Below are 19,438 nucleotides of genomic sequence, written 5' to 3' on the forward strand. Positions count from 1 at the left end.
GTTATTATTTGTCTCATCTGGGAAATAAGGATTTAAATGAATTAATACTTCATGGATATTATCATATTTATCCATTAGTTTTCGTTTGATGGATTTTGCCAGATCATGCCCCTCTTTAATCGTTTTAAAATGGTCGATGGAAACGCGTAAGTCAACCAATATATAATGACCATGCTCTCTTGCCCTTATCCGGTCAATCCGTTTTACATCTTGAAACTCGTTGACAACGGCAATGTATTCCTGAAGTGTCTCTGTATTAATATTACGCTCAAGTAAGATGTCAAAAGCCTCTGTAAGCATTTCCTTTGCAATTTTAAAAATTAAATACGCGACAAAAATACTCGCAGCCTTATCCCCGTATAGCAAGAGATGGATATCAAAGCGTTCCCCGGCAATTGAAATGAGTACCCCAATGGCAGCGGCGATGGATGCGACAATATCAGCTTTATGATCGTAAGCAATCGCTTCAATCGCCTTACTTTGATTCTCTTTAGCCACCCGGAGGGAACTTCGGTATAAAATTATCTTGGTAATAAACGAAATGAGTGCGACCCACATTGCTAAGAAACTGGGCGGTTCCACCTCATGAAAGAAACCACTAAACCCTTCGTACGCAACATAGATAGCAACAAGTAAAAGCAGAATACCAATAATTTCAGAAACGATTACCTCAGCCTTTCCATGTCCATATGGATGTTCTTTATCAGCCGGCTTGTTTGCAATTTTAATTACCAACAAAACGATGACAGAGGCAAAAACATCGGCAGCAGAATGGATCCCGTCAGCAAATACTGCATCACTCCTCCCATACCAGCCAATGATAATTTTTCCTAATGTAAGGACTATGTTACTGATTACACTAATCCAGGCCACTTTTTTAGCCAGGGTTTCTCTCATTTCCATTGTAAACCACCTTTGAATCCCTTTAGAAATCATTGCAAACTAGAACTAGATGAGTCTAGAGAAAAAGTCTTGCACCATCTAAGCAAATTTAACAACACACAAAAAGTTCATCATTCTTTATGCCCTTCATTGTCCCTTTTCCTCAATTCTACTTCTTCTATAACAGAAATCCTGTTAATTTGGTCATGAAGATAATGGAATGCTTCATCTAAATCTTCTCGTGTAGGAAATTCATTTTTTCGATTCATAAACATATCACCTTTCAATTTATAGGAGTAATTATTTAAAAATAAGAAAAAATACCGTTGTAGTATTCATATGAAAAAGGAGGATTACATGATGACCAATAAGAAAGCAAATCCAAAAAAAGAAATCGCCGGAAGTTTTTATCATCCAAGCTATTATCAAGAAAAGGACACCCTATCCTCTGGACTTGCGACCACACATGAGCAGGTTAGCGATACGTTTGCAGAAGGGGAGATAGGCGCAGTCATTGATGATGTAAACGGAAAAGATATTCCGATTCCACAAAAAGGCTACGAATAAGGTAAACTCATTAGAAAACAGCTCTCAACCGAAAGCTGTTTTCATTTTTTTAATATCATTTATCATCATGATCAACGTAAGCGTCATGTTCAAAGGCGGGCAAATCCCCAAAGCTTGTCATAATTCCTTCATCATCCAGGGCATCCTCATAGTGTTCATGCTGTGGATTCGGATAAACCTTGATATTATTTCCATACATATCATTGCCAACAAAATTTTCAAAATCCTCAACATAACCGATATTTTCATCTGCTTCAGTATACATATCTTGATAATCATCCTGTGAAAAAGCTAGATCTGATGGTGTTTCAGATGTTCCCCATGCAGCCACTGTCTGCCAGGAATCTTCGGAATCAAAAGCAACGTTCTCATCCTTTTCGTCCATATCAAATTTTCCAAATGGAGGCATTAATACTCCTTCTTCAACTGGACGATTGTGTGATGTAATTTGATCCGGGCTATGTTCAATGCAATAGGTAGTGTTTGGCAGAGCCTCTAAACGTTCGAACGGAATTTCCTTGCCACACACCTCACACTTTCCATAAGTTCCATTTTCCATCGCCTCTAACGCCCTGTTTATGTTACTAAGCTGTAATTCATAATGTTCATTTAAAGCTATATCCTTTTCACGTTCGTATAATTCGGTGGCGTCATCAGCCGGATGGTTATCATAGCTTGATAATTCACCCATCGATTCATGTGCATGTCCTCGTTGTAACCCAAAATGGTCATTTTGTTCGAAGCGTTCCTCCACTTCACTTTTTTCTTGCAACAATTGTAACCTTAACTCAGCTAACTGCTGTGTCGATAACATGGTTTAAACCCCTTTCCAATAAAAAGCGCAATTGTAATCTATATCACCGTTTATGTTTTCTATTTTTATCATTACATATATATTTTCATTTGTTTCGCGCTTGATTATGTAATAAAATTTTAATTCCATCAAAATCCTATCCTACACGGTCTATAGAAACTGAATAAGAATTGGTTAGGCGTGTATCTTAAGAATAATAATGATGAATAGAAATGAGGCGATGATATGGTTAATGAAAATTTTGAAAAGTTTAGAAAAGAACAGCGCGAACATCCGGCTGAATATTTAAGTAGCGGCAAGAAACAAAAGCCTGGGCTGAATGATCCTGAATATAACAACCAGGATAATACCGATAAAGCTCCCGGGGCAACTGGACGTGAATTATAACTTGGTGAAATAAAAGGGTTGGGGCCACTTTTTACACCTTACCCTTTTTAAATGAGACAAGAAAAAGGAGAATATCTATGAGCAAAGCAAAGTCCGGTGCTGAGGAAAATAACATGAAATGGTGGCAGCTTTCTTTATTTGGCGTAGGCTGCACAATTGGCACAGGTTTTTTCCTTGGCTCAAGTTTAGCGATAAAAATGACTGGCCCAGCCATTTTAATTGCGTTTTTAATCGCAGCCGTTGGGACCTATTTTGTATTCGATGCCCTTTCCAAAATGACCTCCAAGGAGCCGCTGAAAGGCGGTTTTCGATCGTATGCAAAAAAAGCTTATGGGCGTTGGGCAGGCTTCAGCAGCGGCTGGGTCTATTGGTGCTCAGAGGTTCTCATTATGGGCAGTCAAATGACGGCGCTCTCGATTTTTTCACGTTTCTGGTTCCCCAAAGTCCCTTTATGGATCTTTGCCACAATCTATAGTGTTCTGGGATTAGCCGTTATTCTCATCGGAGTAAATCTTCTAAACAAGATGGAAAATATTCTCGCCATATTAAAGATCTCTGCGATATTAATGTTTATTATTATTGCTGCTTTAGCCATTTTTGGTGTCATTGATGGCAACCGGCCGATTCAATACCCTAACAGCAAAAAGGAATTAATTCCAGGTGGAATAAAAGGGTTATGGTCCGCAGTTATTTTTGCCTTCTACGCCTTTGGGGGAATTGAAATATTAGGATTGATGGCAACGAAATTAAAGGATCCAAAAGAAGCACCAAAAGCAGGAAAGGTCATGCTGTTTTTGCTGACATTCATTTACGTTCTTTCGATTGGTTTGGCAGTCATGATGGTGTCTTGGCATACTTTCAATGCAAAAGAAAGCCCGTTTGTGATTGCATTAGATGCCTACAATCTTTCCTTCGTGCCCCATTTTTTTAATGCTGCTTTAATCATTGCCGGTTTTTCAACTATGACCGCTTCCCTATATGGTGTAACAAGTGTCCTTGTGACATTAGGAGAGGAAGGGGACGCTCCAGTCAGTTTTTCTAAGAAAGGGAAATTAAAGGTTCCATTGCCGACATTAATAATTACCATTCTCGGTATTACAGCTTCAATCGTGGCAGCATTGGTAATGCCTAACCGAATCTATGAGTATATCACAACTGCAGCAGGATTAATGCTGCTGTATAATTGGATATTTATCCTAGCCTCTTCTAGAAAAATTTTAAAGTTGAAGCTGAAGGAGAAAATGATGTATTCCATCGGCGCCATTTTTATTTTAATTGCCGTCTCTGGAACACTTTTTCATGATACAAGCAGGCCGGGATTCTTTATCAGCTTAGCCTTTCTTGGCATTATAGGGATTATAACCTTCATTATGAATTTTCAATGGAAAAAGAAAAAGCCTAAAGTGCTCAAGCCTTGGCCAACGGCATAAAAAAATCCGACGAATTTTTCGCCGGATTTTTTTACCCAAATAGATTTTGAAATGCCTGCATCCCAAAGTAAATTCCAAAACCAATCAAGGAAAGTCCAGATAAAAGTGAAATCCCTACAAGCCAATGGGAGTTTAAATATTTTCGAGAACTGCTTGCTACTCCTGCCATGGCAATATCCCATACCAAAAGCCCGATAAAAATTGCACTGCTATAAAGCACCAATTGACTGCTATCATAGGTCGCAGCCGTTTTAGCAAGAACTGATCCATAAATGCCTAACCAAAAAAGGATGGTAAGTGGATTAGAGATGGACATCAAAAAACCTGAAAAAAACGATTTAATTAGGGGGTCCTTGCCTCGGGTATGTTCTAAATTTATTTTTCCTGCCTTCATGAAGGTTTCAATTCCTGTATACATCAGGACAAAACAGCCAAAAAACCAGAGAAAGGTTTGCATAAATGCCGTTTCGAGAAACTGCACAACCCCTATGTAAACTATAAGCATATATATCCCGTCAGCGACAACTGCTCCTACCCCAATAAGCCAAGAGTGCATAAAGCCATTTCTTATTCCCCTATCAATTTGTGCCGCATTAATCGGCCCAATCGGAGCAGCCAGCGACAATCCTAAAAGTATATAACTTAGAAATACATTCATCACAATCTCTCCTCAAACGAAATAGGTGCCTGTCTATCCATTTTTATTCAGGAAGGGGAGGTTGTACCACTAAAACTTATATTTCGTTCCAAACTACAATTAACCGTGGAACCTATTAAAAGACCGAGCCCAATATAATAAAGTCTGTGTGAGCAGAGCTAGGCTTCATCTAAACAAAATAAAAGAATTGGATATTTTCGATTGAATTGGATATACAGATTCATTTTTACCACGCTCCGCCCCTTTTCCATAAAAAAGAGCTTTCCGATTAGGAAAACTCAAGAAAATTATTTGTTTGTTTCCGATACTTTTCTAAAACCAGGGCTGAATCCCTCATCCTCAAACGTTTGTTTAAGTAAATGGTGCCTTGATATCGGCAGGTTAAATGAATCAATATCGACTATATACTTGGGACGCTGTTTTGCTTCTTTGTAAATTTTCCCAACATACTCACCAATTAATCCGATCGCAATTAATTGCAGACCTCCGATTAACCAAATAGAAGTAATCAAGGACGTCCAACCCGTCTCAGTGTTACCAAAAAATTTAAGTGCTAAAAAGTACCCGCCAAAAACGAGACTCATGAAGAAGGAAACAAATCCAGTGATCAATACAAACCGAATAGGTGAGATGGAAAAGGAGGTAATGCCATCAAAGGCAAAGGCGAGCATTTTTTTTAAAGGGTACTTTGTGACCCCCGCATGCCTTTCTAAACGGTCATAATAGACCACATCTGAGCGAAAGCCAAGGAGAGGTACGATTCCCCTTAAAAAAAGATTGACCTCTGTAAATCTTTCCAGCTCTTCCACTGCTCTTTTGCTCATTAGCCGAAAATCAGCATGATTATAGACGAGGTCTACCCCCATTTTTTTCATTACTTTGTAAAACGCCTGGGCAGTGCCTCTTTTAAACACCGTATCCGTGTCACGTCCTTTACGGACACCATAAACAATTTCATAGCCTGCATGAAATTTTATGATAAACTCACGGATGACCATAATATCATCCTGCAGGTCGGCATCAATCGAAACCACACAATCTGAACGTTCTTTTACTGTAAATAAACCGGCAAGTAATGCATTTTGATGCCCGACATTCCGCGATAATTTTAAGCCGCGGACAAATTCGCTTCGTAACCCTTCCTTGTAAATCAACTCCCATGTATGATCCTTACTTCCGTCATCAACAAACAAGATTTTGCTTTGCTTTGAAACAAGTGCTTCCTGAATCAGCTCTTTTAACAGCTCCTGAAGCTGGTTGATAGTCTCCGGCAAAACTTCTTCCTCGTTATAGCACGGCACAACAATCGTAAGGACTGGTTCCATCATTGTTAAAACCTCCGATGTCTACAATGTCTTATATAAATAAATTTTCCATGCCGCTGTTTTTGATACGAACACTTTATCAAGCATTAATTGATTTTGCTCGGCATTGTCAATTGGGATGGCCGAAAAAATATAACGGCCGCCCATATCCTTAAAAACATCCGTATTTAGTTCCAAATTTTTCAAGTGGCGTTTGGAATCTTTCTTGAGCATATATTTTTTTCCAAGCTGTGCTGTAAAAATGTAACAGCGCCCGCCCCATTTATCAAAATATTTACGAATGGTTTTATTTTTGGCTAATTCCTTTTCAATTATTTTCCTAAATTGATGTTTATAGCTTAATGGATAAAAATTATTATAGGTATCAATGGTGTAGAAGCCATTATATTGCGCGACAGCTGGATGGATTCCGATACTTGCAATCCGGTAATCCTCCTGCTTTTGGCCGATATGCTCCTTAATATCGTGGAATATATCCTCAGCGAAAAATTCTTTAACAGTTGGCTTATCTTTATAAACGATTTCGTCATTCCAAAACCCCAAAAATACGATTTGTAAAACAATAAGCCATTTCGCCATTTTTGCCCAGTTTATTCCTTGGAGTGATATAATTTTTAAAGCAAGGGCAAAGCTCGCATAAATCACAAGCGGCCTCAAAAAATGGTAGCGGGCAAAATTAAAGGTATCCATAAAATGAAACTTCTTTGTTAATGGTAGCCAGCCTTCATAGAACCAAAAGGCATACCATAACGACAATAGAATATTAAGGCCAAATAAAAGAATAAATAATTTTTCCTGCTGCCATAGTTTTTTCGAATAAACAAAGTAGATGGCAATGAAGGTTGCGGGTACGATTAATAAAGTATGTAAAGTCATCACATGGGTGTGGCCAAGCAGATAGTTTTTAATAAAAAGGCGAGCCGCGCGCCAAAATGGCAAATTCGCATGAAAGTATTCATCACGGCTATTTGGTTCTTTAGAAAACAAAAAAGAATAAACGAGCCGGTACTCAACCAACACAAAAATAATAGTCATATAACCAATTGACAACAAAAAGCGAAGGTTCCAGCCCTTTCCCCTCAAAACATCCCATAGCCAAACGATCCCCATGGCACTTAGAAAAAAGAAAAATCCTAAGACGATGCTCGCATAAAACGGGATAAACGTGAGCACTAAATACTCCTTCCAAGTTCCCGCTCCATTGCGAATGTTGAGAAAGGCCCAAAGTGCAAGGGGCATTCCTAACGTGCTCAACATCCCTGACGGCCAAAACGGGGTTAACGCAAAGGCAAGGGAAGCCCCTATTTGCAAAAGCAGCCACCTCTCACCGGGAAGCAGATGTTTTTTTAGAAGTAAATACATTCCGAAAAAAGCCACTATTCTTGTCAATGCTTGACTAAGGGCATAGGCTGTCATCGTTGGAAAAAGAGTATATAACCAGACAATGAAACTGTATTCTGTTCCAAACGCATTTCTTGACAGCTGTCCATTGATGATTTGCGGAATAGCTCCATTTACGGCTCCAAACATTGCCCCGCTTTTTGCCAATACCTTATACCATGCCAAGTTGGAGTCCAAATTATCATGAACCCGGATGTGGGCATTTTCCTGCAGAATAAACAGCGGAGAAAGATAGATCGCTAGAACAATTAAGGCGAAGAGGATCAATCTTCGCTCTTTTTTAGTTTCAATAACCACTCTTCTACACCTCAAAATCGTTTTCTCTATAGAGCACTTTTGTTTTACATTTTGCTTTTGAACTGAAAATTATTCCTATTTATTTGGAAAAAAAAAAGAGTATCGACAAAACTAGACAGTTTCCACTATTTACATTTTTATTGGCTTTGTCCAAAAAAATGATTTAAAAATAATGAGAGAATGCACTTTTGTCAATAATAGGTAGTAACAGAAAAGAGGTGATGATCTTGCCGAACAGAGTTTATATAAGCTTTTTGCGATTGCCGCTTCTAGTTCGAATCCTATTAATCGCATTGCTTGTGTTTCTGTCATTTGGAATCTCTATTCACTTTCTAGAGCCTGAAACTTTTCCAACGATTTTTGACGGGATTTGGTGGGCGATTATTACCGCCTCCACAGTGGGATATGGTGATTATGTACCACATTCTTTTTTGGGCAGAATTACTGCTTTAATATTAATATTACTTGGAGTTGGCTTTGTCTCCTCTTATTTTGGAACGCTAGCAGCAGCTGCTGTTACAAAACAGGATGCCTATTCCGAAGGAAGAATCCCTTTTAAAGGCAATGATCATATCATCATCATCGGCTGGAATGAGAGGTCAAAGGAGCTAATTAATAAGCTTACAAAAGTTAATGATCCACAAATGATTGTCTTAATTGATGAAACACTTGAAGCAAATCCGGTAAAGTCGAGATTTGTTCATTTTATTCAAGGAAAAGGCCATGTTGATGAAACGATTATCAAAAGTGATATAGAAAAAGCAGAGAAAGTATTAATTACCGCAGATCGAGGAAATGATGAGCTTCAAGCCGATATGAATAGTATCCTTACCTTACTGACAATCAAAGGATTATGCGCGAAGGTTAAATGCATCGTTGAAATATTAACGGCTGAACAAGTAGTAAATGCCCTAAGAGCTGGTGCTGACGAAGTCATTCAATCCAACAAATTAACCAGTGTGTTTATGATTAATAGCCTGCATTCCAATGGGGATGGACTATTATCGAATGTTATCCATCAATTACAGGAAAACAGATTGTCGTCTTCTATTGTTAATAGAGATGATATTGGTAAAACCTTCAATGAAGTATGCCAGGAACTGATAATAAAGGGGGTCCTATTGATTGGCATCAAAAGAGGGGAAGAAACCATTCTTAACCCAACCCACACATTTAAAATTGAAGAAAATGATCAACTACTTACCTTTAAATAACCCTCACTAATGAATTTTGTCATTTAGAAGGACTATTGAATACATTTTTTAGGATTTTCTAATGAATTTTGTCCTTTAGACAGAAGTCCAATTAAAGACATTTTTGCAGATTTTCCAGTGAGTTTTGTCCTTAAGACAGCTTCTTAAAGACATTTTTACCTATTCGACTTCGGGTTTTGTCCTTAAGAAGGCTTATTAAAGACATTCTTATCTATTCGACTTCGGGTTTTGTCCTTTAGAGGGAATTTTTCTTAAGATAGTCTTCAAAAAAAAGAGTACTGACACCTTCAATCGCGTCAGCACTCTTTTTTATATTATTTCAACCGTTTTTCAAGCTCAGCTTTCTTTTCTTCAAATCCAGGCTTGCCTAGTAAAGCAAACATATTCACCTTATAAGCCTCAACCCCTGGCTGATCAAATGGATTAACTCCAAGAAGATAGCCGCTCATCGCACAGGCCTTTTCAAAGAAATAAACAAGGTAACCAAATGTATACTCATCCATTGCAGGAATAGAAACAATTAAGTTTGGCACGCCGCCGTCTGTATGAGCAAGCATCGTACCTTCAAATGCTTTGTTATTAACAAAGTCAATCGTTTGTCCAGCTAAATAGTTTAGGCCATCTAAGTCATTTTCAAAGGCTTCAATTTTCAACTCATGTCGAGGTTTTTCCACCTTAATGATGGTTTCAAATAAATCACGGCGTCCTTCTTGAACATATTGTCCAAGTGAGTGAAGGTCTGTCGAAAAGTTTGCAGAAGATGGATAAATCCCTTTTTGGTCTTTTCCTTCACTTTCACCAAACAGCTGCTTCCACCATTCAGAAAAATATTGCAGACCTGGCTCATAATTGATCAGCATTTCAATCGTTTTTCCTTTATTGTAAAGCGCATTTCTAACAGCCGCATATTGATAGGCAGTATTCTCTTCAAGCTCAGATGAACTATAGTCACCTTGTGCCTGCCTTGCACCTTCCATCATTTTTTCAATGTCAGCTCCGCAAACGGCAATTGGCAGCAAGCCGACTGCTGTTAAAACAGAATAACGACCGCCAACATCATCCGGAATTACGAAGGATTCATAGCCTTCTTCTGTTGCTAACGTTTTTAGCGCACCTCTTGCTTTGTCTGTTGTCGCATAAATTCTTTTGCGCGCTTCTTCTACACCGTATTTTTCCTCAAGAATCTTGCGGAAAATACGGAAGGCAATCGCTGGCTCAGTTGTTGTTCCAGATTTAGAGATGACGTTAATCGAGAAATCCTTTCCATCAAGGAGATCGATTACATCTTGCACATAACTGGAACTAATATTGTTTCCGACAAAAATGATTTGCGGGGTGCTGCGTTTTTCTTTCGGCAGGACGTTATAGAAACTGTGCGACAGCATTTCTATCGCAGCCTTTGCCCCAAGGTAGGAACCGCCGATGCCAATCACAAGCAAGACATCGGAATCAGCCTTAATTTTTTCAGTTGATTTTTGAATGCGAGAAAATTCTTCTTTGTCATAATTGGTTGGGAGCTCAATCCATCCCAAAAAGTCACTGCCAGCCCCTGTTTTCTCGTGTAGAGAATGGTGGGCAACTTTCACAGCATCGCGTAGATATGTAAGTTCATGTTCTCCAAAAAAAGTAAGAGCTTTTGAGTAATCAAAACGAACATGTGTCATGTATGATCCTCCATTTTTTTTATTTTCAATAATCACTTTAACGAATGACGAGCAGATAATCAAGGAAGGGCACCTTATGTAAGCGTGCCCATTTTCGATAAATTTTTTACATTTATAATGATCCCCGATAAATGGCTAAAACATCGTCACGATTTAACTTCTTAAAGGTGCCAAACTCACCGTTTGCCATCGCACGGTCGGCCATTACATCAAGCTTAGTATCATCAATATCATAATCAGCTAATCGTGAAGGTGCTTCAATGCTATTCCAAAATTCACGCAGCTTCCGAATTCCTTCTCGTCCTGCTTCCTCCGCACTCTTACCCTCAGCATTTACGCCGAACACTCGAACAGCAAGCTGTCTAAAGCGCTCAGGTTTCACGTTAAGGGTATGCTCCATCCAATGCGGGAAAAGGATCGCAAGCCCGCCGCCATGTGGGATGTCATAGACAGCAGATACCGCATGCTCAAGATTGTGGGTTGCCCAATCGCCTCGATAACCCATATTTAAAATACCGTTCAATGCCATTGTGCCGCTGTAAAGAATCGTTGCCCGGTGTTCATAGTTTTCCAGATTTGCCAGCAATTTCGGTGCTGTTTCCATCACCGTTATAAGTAAGGATTCGCACATGCGATCCTGAAAATCTGTATTCTCTTCAAGGTGAAAATAATGTTCAAGCACATGTGACATCATATCAACAATTCCATAAATCGTTTGGTTTCTTGGAACAGTGAACGTATTAACAGGATCTAAAATTGAAAATTTCGGGAATGTCACAGCACTGCCCCAGCCATATTTTTCATTTGTTTCCCAATTAGTGATTACCGAGCCGGCGTTCATTTCTGAACCAGTTGCCGCAAGTGTCAATACCGTACCAATTGGAAGAGCTTCCTTGGTAAAGGCCTTTTTAACAACTAAATCCCAAGCATCGCCATCATATTTAGCCCCTGCCGCAATTAACTTGGTACAGTCAATTACACTGCCGCCGCCAACTGCTAATAGGAATTCAATTCCTTCCTTTTTGCAGATTTCTACCCCTTTTCGGGCAGTAGAAATGCGGGGATTTGGCTCTACCCCAGAAAGTTCAAATACTTCAGCACCGATTTCATGTAAAAAAGAGAAAACCTTTTTATATAGACCGCTACGTTTAATACTGCCGCCGCCATAGACGAGCAGCACTTTTTTCCCGTATCGGGGAATTTCTGTTTTTAATTGTTCGAGCTGACCTTTTCCAAAAATTAATTTTGTTGGATTCAAAAAAGTAAAGTTCTCCACAATTAACACCGTCCTTTTCATTCTCAATTATTATTTAAAATCATTTTTTTTGCAAAAAAAGAAACCCTGCATCAAGATGATGCAAGGATTTCTTTATACCCATCCCCTGAACAACACTGCTTCTGCTATTTTTCTTACACCAACCATATAAGCGGCCATGCGCATATTTACCTTGCTAGTTTGCGCTAATTCGTAAATATCATTGAAGGATTTGACAAGCTTCTCTCGTAATTTTCCGCCTATTTCCTCTTCAGTCCAATAATACCCTTGATTATTTTGAACCCATTCAAAATAAGAAGCAGTGACATCGCCTGCACCTGCCAACACATCAGGAACAAGCAATATTCCACGCTCTGTGAGTATGTTTGTCGCCTCAAGTGTCGTAGGCCCATTCGCTGCTTCTACCACAATACTTGCTTTGATACTGTGGGCATTTTCAACTGTAATTTGATTAGAAATCGCCGCCGGCACCAAAATATCACAGTCGAACTCTAGTAGTTCTTGATTCGTAAAGACGCCTTCAAATAGGGTGGTTACAGTACCAAAGCTGTCACGCCGATCCAATAGATAATTAATATTTAATCCATCTGGATCATATAATGCACCATAAACATCTGAAATTCCAACAATAATCGCTCCTGCATCATGCAAAAACTTTGCGATGTAGCTTCCGGCGTTTCCAAAACCTTGGATAATCACACGAGCTCCTTTGATCGATATTCCACGCTTCTTTGCCGCTTCTTCGATACATATGGTTACTCCTTTTGCTCCTGCTTTTTCCCTTCCCTCAGAGCCTCCCAACACAAGTGGTTTACCTGTGATAAAGCCAGGGGAGTCGTTTTGACGGAGACGGCTGTATTCATCTAACATCCAGGCCATAATTTGCGAATTGGTATACATATCCGGTGCTGGTATATCTTTAGTTGGACCGACAATTTGGCTAATAGCACGTACGTAACCGCGGCTTAAACGTTCCAGCTCACCAAATGACATCGCTCGCGGGTTACAAATAATTCCGCCCTCCCCTCCACCGAAAGGTAAATCAGCAATCCCGCACTTCATGCTCATCCACATCGAAAATGCCTTGACTTCCTCTTCACTTACCCGAGGATGAAAGCGGACACCCCCCATTGTGGGTCCAATTGCATCATTATGCTGTGCACGGAAACCAGTAAAAATTTTAGTCGACCTATCATCCATTCGAACAGGAATCCTGACACTGACTGTTTTCAATGGTTCTTCTAATAAATGATACATATCTTGGTTATACCCTAGTTTTTTTAATGCATCATGAATAACAATTTGCGTTGATGTAAGAAGGTTTAATATTTCTTTTTCCTTTCCATCCCCATCAGTAGTCCCCATTTTGGCACCCCTAGTTATTTTTACTATCTACCCTAATACTATGTTAATTCGTTCAATTGCCCAATCTAATTCCTCTTTGCTGATGACAAGCGGAGGAGCAAAACGAATTACCGTATCATGTGTTTCTTTACACAATAACCCATGGTCTTTTAATTGTTCACAATAATAACGAGCAGGTTCAGTTAGTTCAACACCGATAAACAAGCCTCGCCCGCGAACTTCCTTGATTTTAGGGTTCTTGATCTCTTTTAATTTGCCGATAAAATACTTCCCAAGCTCTAAGGACCTTTCAACAAGCTTTTCTTCTACAAGTACATCAAGGGCAGCAATGGAAACAGCACAGGCCATCGGATTTCCTCCAAAGGTAGAACCGTGTGATCCCGGATTAAACACGCATAAAATGTCCTTGTTGGCTACTACGCAAGAGATTGGAAACACGCCTCCGCCAAGAGCTTTTCCGAGGATATACATATCCGGCTCAATGCCTTCCCATTCACAAGCAAACATTTTTCCTGTACGTGCCAAACCTGCTTGAATTTCATCAGCAATAAAGAGAATATTATTATCCTTACATAGATCAAATGCTGCCTTGATAAATCCTTCAGGTGGAATCACAATCCCTGCTTCACCTTGAATTGGCTCGATTAAAAAGGCTGCTGTGTTTGACGTAATCGCTGCTTTCAGTGCCGCTAAATCTCCATACGGAATCAGCTTTATCCCCGGCAGCATCGGGCCAAATCCCCGTTTGTATTCAGTATCAGATGATAAGGAAACTGCTGTCATTGTTCTTCCATGGAAATTTCCAACGCAAGCGATAATTTCTGCCTGGTTTTCCGCTACTCCTTTCACATCATAGCTCCAGCGACGTGCTGCTTTGACAGCCGTCTCAACAGCCTCCGCACCAGTGTTCATCGGTAAAACCATTTCTTTCTTTGTTAATTGACAAACCTTTTCATACCAGGGACCAAGCTGGTCGTTATGGAAAGCACGTGAGGTTAACGTAACCTTATCTGCTTGATCCTTCAATGCATGAATTATTTTAGGATGACGGTGTCCTTGGTTGACAGCGGAGTAGGCACTAAGCATATCCATGTATTTATTGCCTTCAGGGTCTTCTACCCAAACACCTTCAGCACGAGAGATTACAATTGGAAGTGGATGATAATTATTAGCGCCGTATTTCTCCGTTTTTTCAATTAATTCGTTTGTATTATTATTTGTTGGCATGAATCATATCCTCCATTTAATTCTTTAGATTTATGTATAGATAAATCTATTGTAGCCGAGCCAAAAAAAAGAATGAACAGTTTTCTATTTTTATTTCTAGCATATAAATTCAATAAGGTGATGTGAGCAAAGCATAGCATCACCCAGTTCGTTGTATAATATGTATATTCTATACTACTGTGGGATAAACTGATTCATTTTTGCAACGTTCTTTTCCTTATAAAAAAAGCCTGGACCAATCTGCAATCACAGCAGGTCTCAGGCTTCTAATGTTTTATTTTTTAATTAAATCTTCTCGTTGTGATTGATCAATCCACTCTTGAAGCTTGTCTTTTAATGTGTTAAATCCTTGTTGGCCTTCTGCTTCAGGAATAATCGCTGCAGCAAGACGTTTACGCGGCTTCTTTGGTTTTACAGTTTGTTGAACAGGAGCCTCTTCAGTCGCACGAATCGAAAGGCCAATTTTTCCAGCCCCTTCATCGACAGATAAAACCTTAACCTTAATTTCATCGCCAACCTTTAAATGGTCATTAATATCTTTTACATATCCGTGCGTTATTTCTGAAATATGGACAAGACCCTGGATATTTTCGTCGAGTGCAACAAATGCTCCATATGGTTGAATACCAGTTACCTTACCTGTTAATATACTTCCTGTTTCAATTTTTTCTGTCATGAAAACACTCCTAAGTAAAAAAATTATTTTATCCCTTATATACGCATTAAAAGATTATAGCATAATAAACGGCTTTAATCAAAAAAGCTTTTGGTATTAATAAAGAACGACATACGATTATTTCAGAAATTCTTAACATAATGTTCAAAAAGGGAATAAGAAACGGAAAATTTACCATGATATACTATTAGTGAGAAAATATCTTTTCAAGAAGAGGTGAACAGTATGAATTCAATCGGCCAGATCATTAAAAATAGCCGTGAAAAGCTCAATATGACTCAAGAGGAGTTGGCTCAGAGGGTAAGAATAGGAACTCATACGATTGAGAAATACGAATCTGGGGAACAAATGCCAAGTACTCAGACAATCTTAAAGTTGTCTACTGTTCTAGATATTCCTGCTTCTGAGTTATTACAACATAACCAAGTTCATACAGACTCATCCCCTACGAATCCTTAATATGATCCCTACAAGGTAAAGCTGTAAAATGTACCGCTTTTTTATTTTTTATCTTTTTCCGTATAGAAAAAGGAAATACTGGTAAACCTTAAAATATAAGGCTTTCTAGTATTCCCCCCTTTTTGAAGAGGACAACCAATTCGGTATGTCCTCTATTTTTATTTTATAGAGAGCAAGATTCATTCTCTTTGATTGTTAATAATGTCTCTGCTATTTTTAGGCAGCTTTCCATGGGAATAGCTTTTTCAAAAGAAAATTCGTAAATCGCTTGAATTCTTTTTGCCAGCTTACTCGGATTATTAAGTTCATGGACTGCTTGAATCGTGTCAGCTATTTCAGTCTCATAGCCCCCGTTTTTCAAGTGAAAAGGGTCCCATTCATTTAAAACATCCACATACTGCAAATTAGTTTGAAGCTCTTTTCTCATTTTTTTATCTCCTATAACCTATAATTTTTACATTTGATGAAAATATTTTATCATAAGAATAAGTAAGTATAAAAATTGAAACTGGCGGTGAGAGAATGACAATTTTTAATGAAAAGATTGATCGATTAAAGACATCATCAGTCAAATGGGAGCAAACAAAAGAAATATTTGGAGAAGCTAATTTATGGCCTATGTGGGTAGCCGATATGGATTTCAAGCCGCCTCAAGCCGTTTTAAACGCGATAAAGTCTCGAGTGGAACATGGGGTGTTCGGTTATACCTTTGTCCCTCCATCCACAGCAGGAGCGATTGTGGACTGGCTGTTAAAAAGACATCAATGGGAGGTAAACCCATCATGGCTGTCATATTGCAGTGGAGTGGTTCAAGCGATTAGTGCTGCAATCCAGTCGTTTACAGAAGAGGGTGATCGGGTGTTGCTTCAATCTCCCGTTTATACTCCTTTTTTCGAAATGATTAAAAAAAATAACAGAATAGTGGTAAATTCGCCGTTAACACTTGTAAATGAAAAATACGAGATTGATTTTGCCAGCTTTGAAGAGTCATTACAACAAGGCTGTAAGATGTTCTTGTTATGCAGCCCGCACAATCCCGGAGGCAGGGTTTGGACAAAAAATGAGCTATTAAAAATTTGCGATCTTTGCCTAAAATACAATTGTCTTATTCTTTCAGATGAAATTCACTCAGATATCATTTACAAAGACTATCATCATATCCCAATTGCTTCTTTAAGTGATGTGTTTTCTGAGAGGGTCATCACACTTATTGCCCCGAGTAAAACCTTTAATCTTGCGGGGCTGCAGGCTTCTGCCGTCATTATTAAAAACGAAGGATTACGAAAGCAATTTCATGAAACCTTATCCCGCCAAGGGGTTTTCTCATTAAATACTTTTGGGATGATCGGGATGGAAGCGGCTTACAGGGAGGGGGAGGCATGGCTTGAGGAACTGATCGATTACCTGCAAGAAAACAAAAAATTTGCCATTAATTTTCTTCACGAGCATCTTCCAGAGATTACCTGCATCAAATCTGAAGGAACCTATCTCCTATGGCTTGATTGCCGGAAACTCAATGTCTCAGATGATGAGTTGCGCCACTTATTAATAGAAAAGGGGAAATTGGCACTAGAGCCAGGTACGAAATACGGCCCCGGTGGAGAAGGATTTGTCCGAATGAATATTGCCTGTCCGAAAGAGGATGTAAATGAAGGGCTTATCCGATTAAAAAAAGCTCTTAAATAGGAAAGCACAGCCTTTATGAGAACAGTTTTCTTAAATTCTTCACTCTTTTTGTCCTCATGAGTCCATCATGAGGACAATTCTTTTGGTTTCTTAGTTCTTATTATTCTTACGAGCCCTTTATGAGATCGCTTTTTTAAATTATTTTAATACATATTCCGCAAGAACGCTTTGCAGCTCATATATGTTTAAGTTTTTATTAAATTGCTTCTGGAGTGGAACAGCATTTCCTGAGATCCAGATCTTTAGTTCAGCGTCTAAGTCAAAATTTCCAGCTGTTTCAATGCTGAAATGAGTGATGTTTTTATACGGTATGGAATGATACTCTACCTTTTTCCCTGTTATTCCTTGCTTATCGACAAGAATTAAACGTTTATTTGTAAAAATAAACATGTCACGAATAAGCTTATATGCTTTATCAATTTGTTCATTTGGTGCTAGAACTCTTGCAAATTCCTTTTGTACTTCCGCAGTATTTACCTCAGATGCATTACCCATTAAGCCATCTAAAAATCCCACATGCCTCACCCTTTCATTCTAATAATCCCATTATACAAAATTAGCCAAATTCTATAAAGCTGTGCTGGAATTTTATCTAATAATTGTTAACAGCTGTTGAAGGATTTGCTCTGCAGTCATGAGGTCATCCCCACCGCCTTGTGCAAAAGAATCATTTCCTCCGCCCTTTCCGTTTATTAGAGGCAAGATCTCTCCAATCAATGTTTTCATATTTTCTGTTCTAGAGGCTCCTCGGGCACAAACAAGCTGCAAACGAGTTTCATTCTTTGATACAAAGAATACTAGCGCCGCATCATCTTCAGCGATGACGAGCCGGGCCAGCTTTTGAAGCTCTTGAATGGTCCGATTTTGAAACACCTCAGCCACAATATCATTATTTTTATCCAGTAAATCCTTCGCCTCATATTGAAGCAAACTTTCTTTTGATTGTTCAAGAGCCTTCTCCAAACGCTTTCCATTTTCCAGCAGTCTTATTACGGCCTGCTCCATTTCCTTTTCTGGGGCATTGAGGTGCTTTGTTAATCCGAGCAGCACTCTTTGCTTGTCTCCGAGGAGTTTAATCACTCGATTACCACATGCAAATTGAACACGGACTTTTTTCCTTTGTCTTTCCCATTCTAATATTTTAATCGCCCGAACTTCACCTGTTGCCTTTGGATGTGTCCCGCCGCAGCCGTTATAATCAAAGTCCGGAATAATTATGAGCCGGATGTCCTCTTTTACCTTCGTCTCTTTTCTTAAAGCATAGTCGGATAATTCTTCCTCTGTTACCCATTTGCTTTCAATTGGCCTATTCTCTATAATAATTCTATTTGCAAGCTCTTCAACTCTCTTTATGTCATCCTCTGCTAGGATTTCAGTTTCTAAATCAATTGTCAGGTTGTCTGATCCTAAATGAAAACCAACTGTTTTGTAATCGAATAACTGCTCAAAAGCAGCTGATAAAATATGCTGTCCTGTGTGTTGCTGCATATGATCAAATCGTCGGTCCCAATCAATGATGCCAGATACCTCAACAGTGCTATCCTGTAAGGGACTTTCAAGGTAATGGCGAATCTGGCCATCAATTTCTTCAACATTCACGACCTTTTTACCCGCAATTGTGCCTATATCATGCGGCTGCCCCCCGCCCGTTGGATAAAAGGCGGTCTGGTCTAAAACGATATACCAATTGCCAGCCTCGTCTTCTTCTTGCTTCAAAACTCGGGCAGTAAAAGTTTGTATGTAAGCGTCCAGATAATATAATTTGTTTTTCATTACAAATACACCCCGATTGCTTTTTTATGTGATACACATATTGTCTATAAATAAAGTAATTTAATCAAGCGAGAATATAAAGAAAACTCGCCGCTAGGCGAAGACAGAGGCGTGTTGCTCTTATGCCTGATGGGAAAGTTATACTTTCCCATCGGCTGAAAAAACCTGTCCCTTTTTGCTAAAGGAACAGGTTCGCCATGTTTATTTTATTTTGAATATCTCAACCACTTAAATTACTTTTTGTCTTTCTTCCGCTGACCGTATGTCATTGGTTGTTGACCTGGTTGAAATCCGCCCATTGTTTGAGGCTTCTGCCCCCCCATCATTTGCGGGTAGC

At 39.1% G+C, this 19,438-nt stretch carries 20 protein-coding genes; 6 read left to right on the forward strand and 14 right to left on the reverse strand.

What is annotated here, in order from left to right:
- Nucleotides 1-903: cation diffusion facilitator family transporter (locus V7150_RS06690; protein WP_335515238.1), on the reverse strand; the 903-nt coding region annotated here is incomplete at its 3' end.
- Between the two features lie 110 nt (nucleotides 904-1,013).
- The gene (locus tag V7150_RS06695) at nucleotides 1,014-1,151 is read right to left on the reverse strand and encodes a hypothetical protein (RefSeq protein WP_335515241.1); all 138 of its coding nucleotides are present in this window, start codon (nucleotides 1,149-1,151) and stop codon (nucleotides 1,014-1,016) included.
- A 91-nt stretch (nucleotides 1,152-1,242) separates the two neighbouring features.
- On the opposite strand from V7150_RS06695, the gene V7150_RS06700 reads away from it, so the two are divergent.
- Nucleotides 1,243-1,449, forward strand: a complete 207-nt coding sequence (locus V7150_RS06700; protein ID WP_335515245.1) for a YozQ family protein — start codon at nucleotides 1,243-1,245, stop codon at nucleotides 1,447-1,449.
- A 55-nt stretch (nucleotides 1,450-1,504) separates the two neighbouring features.
- On the opposite strand, the gene V7150_RS06705 is transcribed toward V7150_RS06700, so the two are convergent.
- The gene (locus V7150_RS06705; protein ID WP_335515248.1) at nucleotides 1,505-2,263 is read right to left on the reverse strand and encodes a yteA family sporulation protein; all 759 of its coding nucleotides are present in this window, start codon (nucleotides 2,261-2,263) and stop codon (nucleotides 1,505-1,507) included.
- Nucleotides 2,264-2,488: 225 nt separating this feature from the next.
- Between V7150_RS06705 and V7150_RS06710 the strand changes: the two genes are divergently transcribed.
- Nucleotides 2,489-2,650, forward strand: a complete 162-nt coding sequence (locus V7150_RS06710) for a hypothetical protein (protein ID WP_335515252.1) — start codon at nucleotides 2,489-2,491, stop codon at nucleotides 2,648-2,650.
- A gap of 77 nt (nucleotides 2,651-2,727) precedes the next feature.
- Nucleotides 2,728-4,080, forward strand: coding sequence for an amino acid permease (locus V7150_RS06715; protein WP_335515255.1), 1,353 nt, complete (start codon nucleotides 2,728-2,730; stop codon nucleotides 4,078-4,080).
- A gap of 31 nt (nucleotides 4,081-4,111) precedes the next feature.
- Here the strand turns inward: V7150_RS06715 and V7150_RS06720 are convergent, their stop codons facing one another.
- The 3 genes from V7150_RS06720 to V7150_RS06730 all read right to left on the reverse strand — a co-directional run bounded on the left by V7150_RS06720 (nucleotide 4,112) and on the right by V7150_RS06730 (nucleotide 7,761).
- Complete coding sequence (locus V7150_RS06720; RefSeq protein WP_335515256.1) at nucleotides 4,112-4,738, reverse strand: LysE family transporter; 627 nt, start codon at nucleotides 4,736-4,738, stop codon at nucleotides 4,112-4,114.
- A 287-nt stretch (nucleotides 4,739-5,025) separates the two neighbouring features.
- Nucleotides 5,026-6,066: a glycosyltransferase family 2 protein gene (locus V7150_RS06725; RefSeq protein WP_335515259.1), complete on the reverse strand. Its 1,041-nt coding sequence runs from the start codon at nucleotides 6,064-6,066 to the stop codon at nucleotides 5,026-5,028.
- Between the two features lie 18 nt (nucleotides 6,067-6,084).
- The gene (locus V7150_RS06730) at nucleotides 6,085-7,761 is read right to left on the reverse strand and encodes a DUF6044 family protein (protein ID WP_335515262.1); all 1,677 of its coding nucleotides are present in this window, start codon (nucleotides 7,759-7,761) and stop codon (nucleotides 6,085-6,087) included.
- A gap of 221 nt (nucleotides 7,762-7,982) precedes the next feature.
- Between V7150_RS06730 and V7150_RS06735 the strand changes: the two genes are divergently transcribed.
- Entirely contained in the window at nucleotides 7,983-8,975 is a 993-nt protein-coding gene (locus V7150_RS06735) for a potassium channel family protein (protein WP_335515318.1), read from the forward strand.
- 314 nt (nucleotides 8,976-9,289) lie between these two features.
- On the opposite strand, the gene V7150_RS06740 is transcribed toward V7150_RS06735, so the two are convergent.
- From V7150_RS06740 to yugI, 5 genes are all read right to left on the reverse strand, one after another.
- Nucleotides 9,290-10,639, reverse strand: a complete 1,350-nt coding sequence (locus tag V7150_RS06740) for a glucose-6-phosphate isomerase (protein WP_335515265.1) — start codon at nucleotides 10,637-10,639, stop codon at nucleotides 9,290-9,292.
- 112 nt (nucleotides 10,640-10,751) lie between these two features.
- Complete coding sequence (locus V7150_RS06745) at nucleotides 10,752-11,915, reverse strand: iron-containing alcohol dehydrogenase (protein WP_335515321.1); 1,164 nt, start codon at nucleotides 11,913-11,915, stop codon at nucleotides 10,752-10,754.
- Nucleotides 11,916-12,008: 93 nt separating this feature from the next.
- Nucleotides 12,009-13,280 (reverse strand): Glu/Leu/Phe/Val family dehydrogenase, encoded by a 1,272-nt coding sequence (locus tag V7150_RS06750; protein ID WP_335515268.1) that lies wholly within the window; start codon nucleotides 13,278-13,280, stop codon nucleotides 12,009-12,011.
- A 27-nt stretch (nucleotides 13,281-13,307) separates the two neighbouring features.
- On the reverse strand, nucleotides 13,308-14,507 hold the full coding sequence (locus V7150_RS06755; RefSeq protein ID WP_335515270.1) for an ornithine--oxo-acid transaminase: 1,200 nt from the start codon (nucleotides 14,505-14,507) through the stop codon (nucleotides 13,308-13,310).
- 274 nt (nucleotides 14,508-14,781) lie between these two features.
- Nucleotides 14,782-15,183: a S1 domain-containing post-transcriptional regulator GSP13 gene (gene yugI / locus V7150_RS06760; RefSeq protein ID WP_335515273.1), complete on the reverse strand. Its 402-nt coding sequence runs from the start codon at nucleotides 15,181-15,183 to the stop codon at nucleotides 14,782-14,784.
- 198 nt (nucleotides 15,184-15,381) lie between these two features.
- Between yugI and V7150_RS06765 the strand changes: the two genes are divergently transcribed.
- Entirely contained in the window at nucleotides 15,382-15,642 is a 261-nt protein-coding gene (locus V7150_RS06765; RefSeq protein ID WP_335515323.1) for a helix-turn-helix domain-containing protein, read from the forward strand.
- A 163-nt stretch (nucleotides 15,643-15,805) separates the two neighbouring features.
- Here V7150_RS06765 and V7150_RS06770 read toward each other — a convergent pair whose 3' ends face one another.
- A complete protein-coding gene (locus tag V7150_RS06770) occupies nucleotides 15,806-16,069 on the reverse strand; it encodes a DUF1871 family protein (protein WP_335515276.1) in 264 nt (87 codons plus the stop codon).
- 95 nt (nucleotides 16,070-16,164) lie between these two features.
- Here V7150_RS06770 and V7150_RS06775 point away from each other — a divergent pair, with 95 nt between their 5' ends.
- On the forward strand, nucleotides 16,165-17,328 hold the full coding sequence (locus tag V7150_RS06775; protein ID WP_335515280.1) for a MalY/PatB family protein: 1,164 nt from the start codon (nucleotides 16,165-16,167) through the stop codon (nucleotides 17,326-17,328).
- A 138-nt stretch (nucleotides 17,329-17,466) separates the two neighbouring features.
- Here the strand turns inward: V7150_RS06775 and V7150_RS06780 are convergent, their stop codons facing one another.
- Both V7150_RS06780 and V7150_RS06785 read right to left on the reverse strand, forming a co-directional pair.
- The gene (locus tag V7150_RS06780) at nucleotides 17,467-17,844 is read right to left on the reverse strand and encodes a PH domain-containing protein (protein WP_335515283.1); all 378 of its coding nucleotides are present in this window, start codon (nucleotides 17,842-17,844) and stop codon (nucleotides 17,467-17,469) included.
- A 72-nt stretch (nucleotides 17,845-17,916) separates the two neighbouring features.
- Nucleotides 17,917-19,101 (reverse strand): alanyl-tRNA editing protein, encoded by a 1,185-nt coding sequence (locus tag V7150_RS06785; protein WP_335515286.1) that lies wholly within the window; start codon nucleotides 19,099-19,101, stop codon nucleotides 17,917-17,919.
- Nucleotides 19,102-19,438: the final 337 nt, after the last annotated feature.

This window comes from Neobacillus drentensis, assembly GCF_036965245.1.
In the GTDB taxonomy this organism is placed as follows: Bacteria; Bacillota; Bacilli; order Bacillales; family Cytobacillaceae; genus Neobacillus; species Neobacillus drentensis_G.

Bases quoted from the DNA above. Each gene is read 5' to 3' on its own strand.
- V7150_RS06705 (WP_335515248.1), bottom strand. From the start codon at position 2,263: ATGTTATCGACACAGCAGTTAGCTGAGTTAAGGTTACAATTGTTGCAA.
- V7150_RS06710 (WP_335515252.1), top strand. From the start codon at position 2,489: ATGGTTAATGAAAATTTTGAAAAGTTTAGAAAAGAACAGCGCGAACAT.
- V7150_RS06735 (WP_335515318.1), top strand. From the start codon at position 7,983: ATGATCTTGCCGAACAGAGTTTATATAAGCTTTTTGCGATTGCCGCTT.
- V7150_RS06740 (WP_335515265.1), bottom strand. From the start codon at position 10,639: ATGACACATGTTCGTTTTGATTACTCAAAAGCTCTTACTTTTTTTGGA.
- V7150_RS06725 (WP_335515259.1), bottom strand. From the start codon at position 6,066: ATGATGGAACCAGTCCTTACGATTGTTGTGCCGTGCTATAACGAGGAA.
- V7150_RS06715 (WP_335515255.1), top strand. From the start codon at position 2,728: ATGAGCAAAGCAAAGTCCGGTGCTGAGGAAAATAACATGAAATGGTGG.
- V7150_RS06695 (WP_335515241.1), bottom strand. From the start codon at position 1,151: ATGAATCGAAAAAATGAATTTCCTACACGAGAAGATTTAGATGAAGCA.
- V7150_RS06700 (WP_335515245.1), top strand. From the start codon at position 1,243: ATGACCAATAAGAAAGCAAATCCAAAAAAAGAAATCGCCGGAAGTTTT.
- V7150_RS06720 (WP_335515256.1), bottom strand. From the start codon at position 4,738: ATGAATGTATTTCTAAGTTATATACTTTTAGGATTGTCGCTGGCTGCT.
- V7150_RS06785 (WP_335515286.1), bottom strand. From the start codon at position 19,101: ATGAAAAACAAATTATATTATCTGGACGCTTACATACAAACTTTTACT.
- yugI (WP_335515273.1), bottom strand. From the start codon at position 15,183: ATGACAGAAAAAATTGAAACAGGAAGTATATTAACAGGTAAGGTAACT.
- V7150_RS06750 (WP_335515268.1), bottom strand. From the start codon at position 13,280: ATGGGGACTACTGATGGGGATGGAAAGGAAAAAGAAATATTAAACCTT.
- V7150_RS06755 (WP_335515270.1), bottom strand. From the start codon at position 14,507: ATGCCAACAAATAATAATACAAACGAATTAATTGAAAAAACGGAGAAA.
- V7150_RS06775 (WP_335515280.1), top strand. From the start codon at position 16,165: ATGACAATTTTTAATGAAAAGATTGATCGATTAAAGACATCATCAGTC.
- V7150_RS06770 (WP_335515276.1), bottom strand. From the start codon at position 16,069: ATGAGAAAAGAGCTTCAAACTAATTTGCAGTATGTGGATGTTTTAAAT.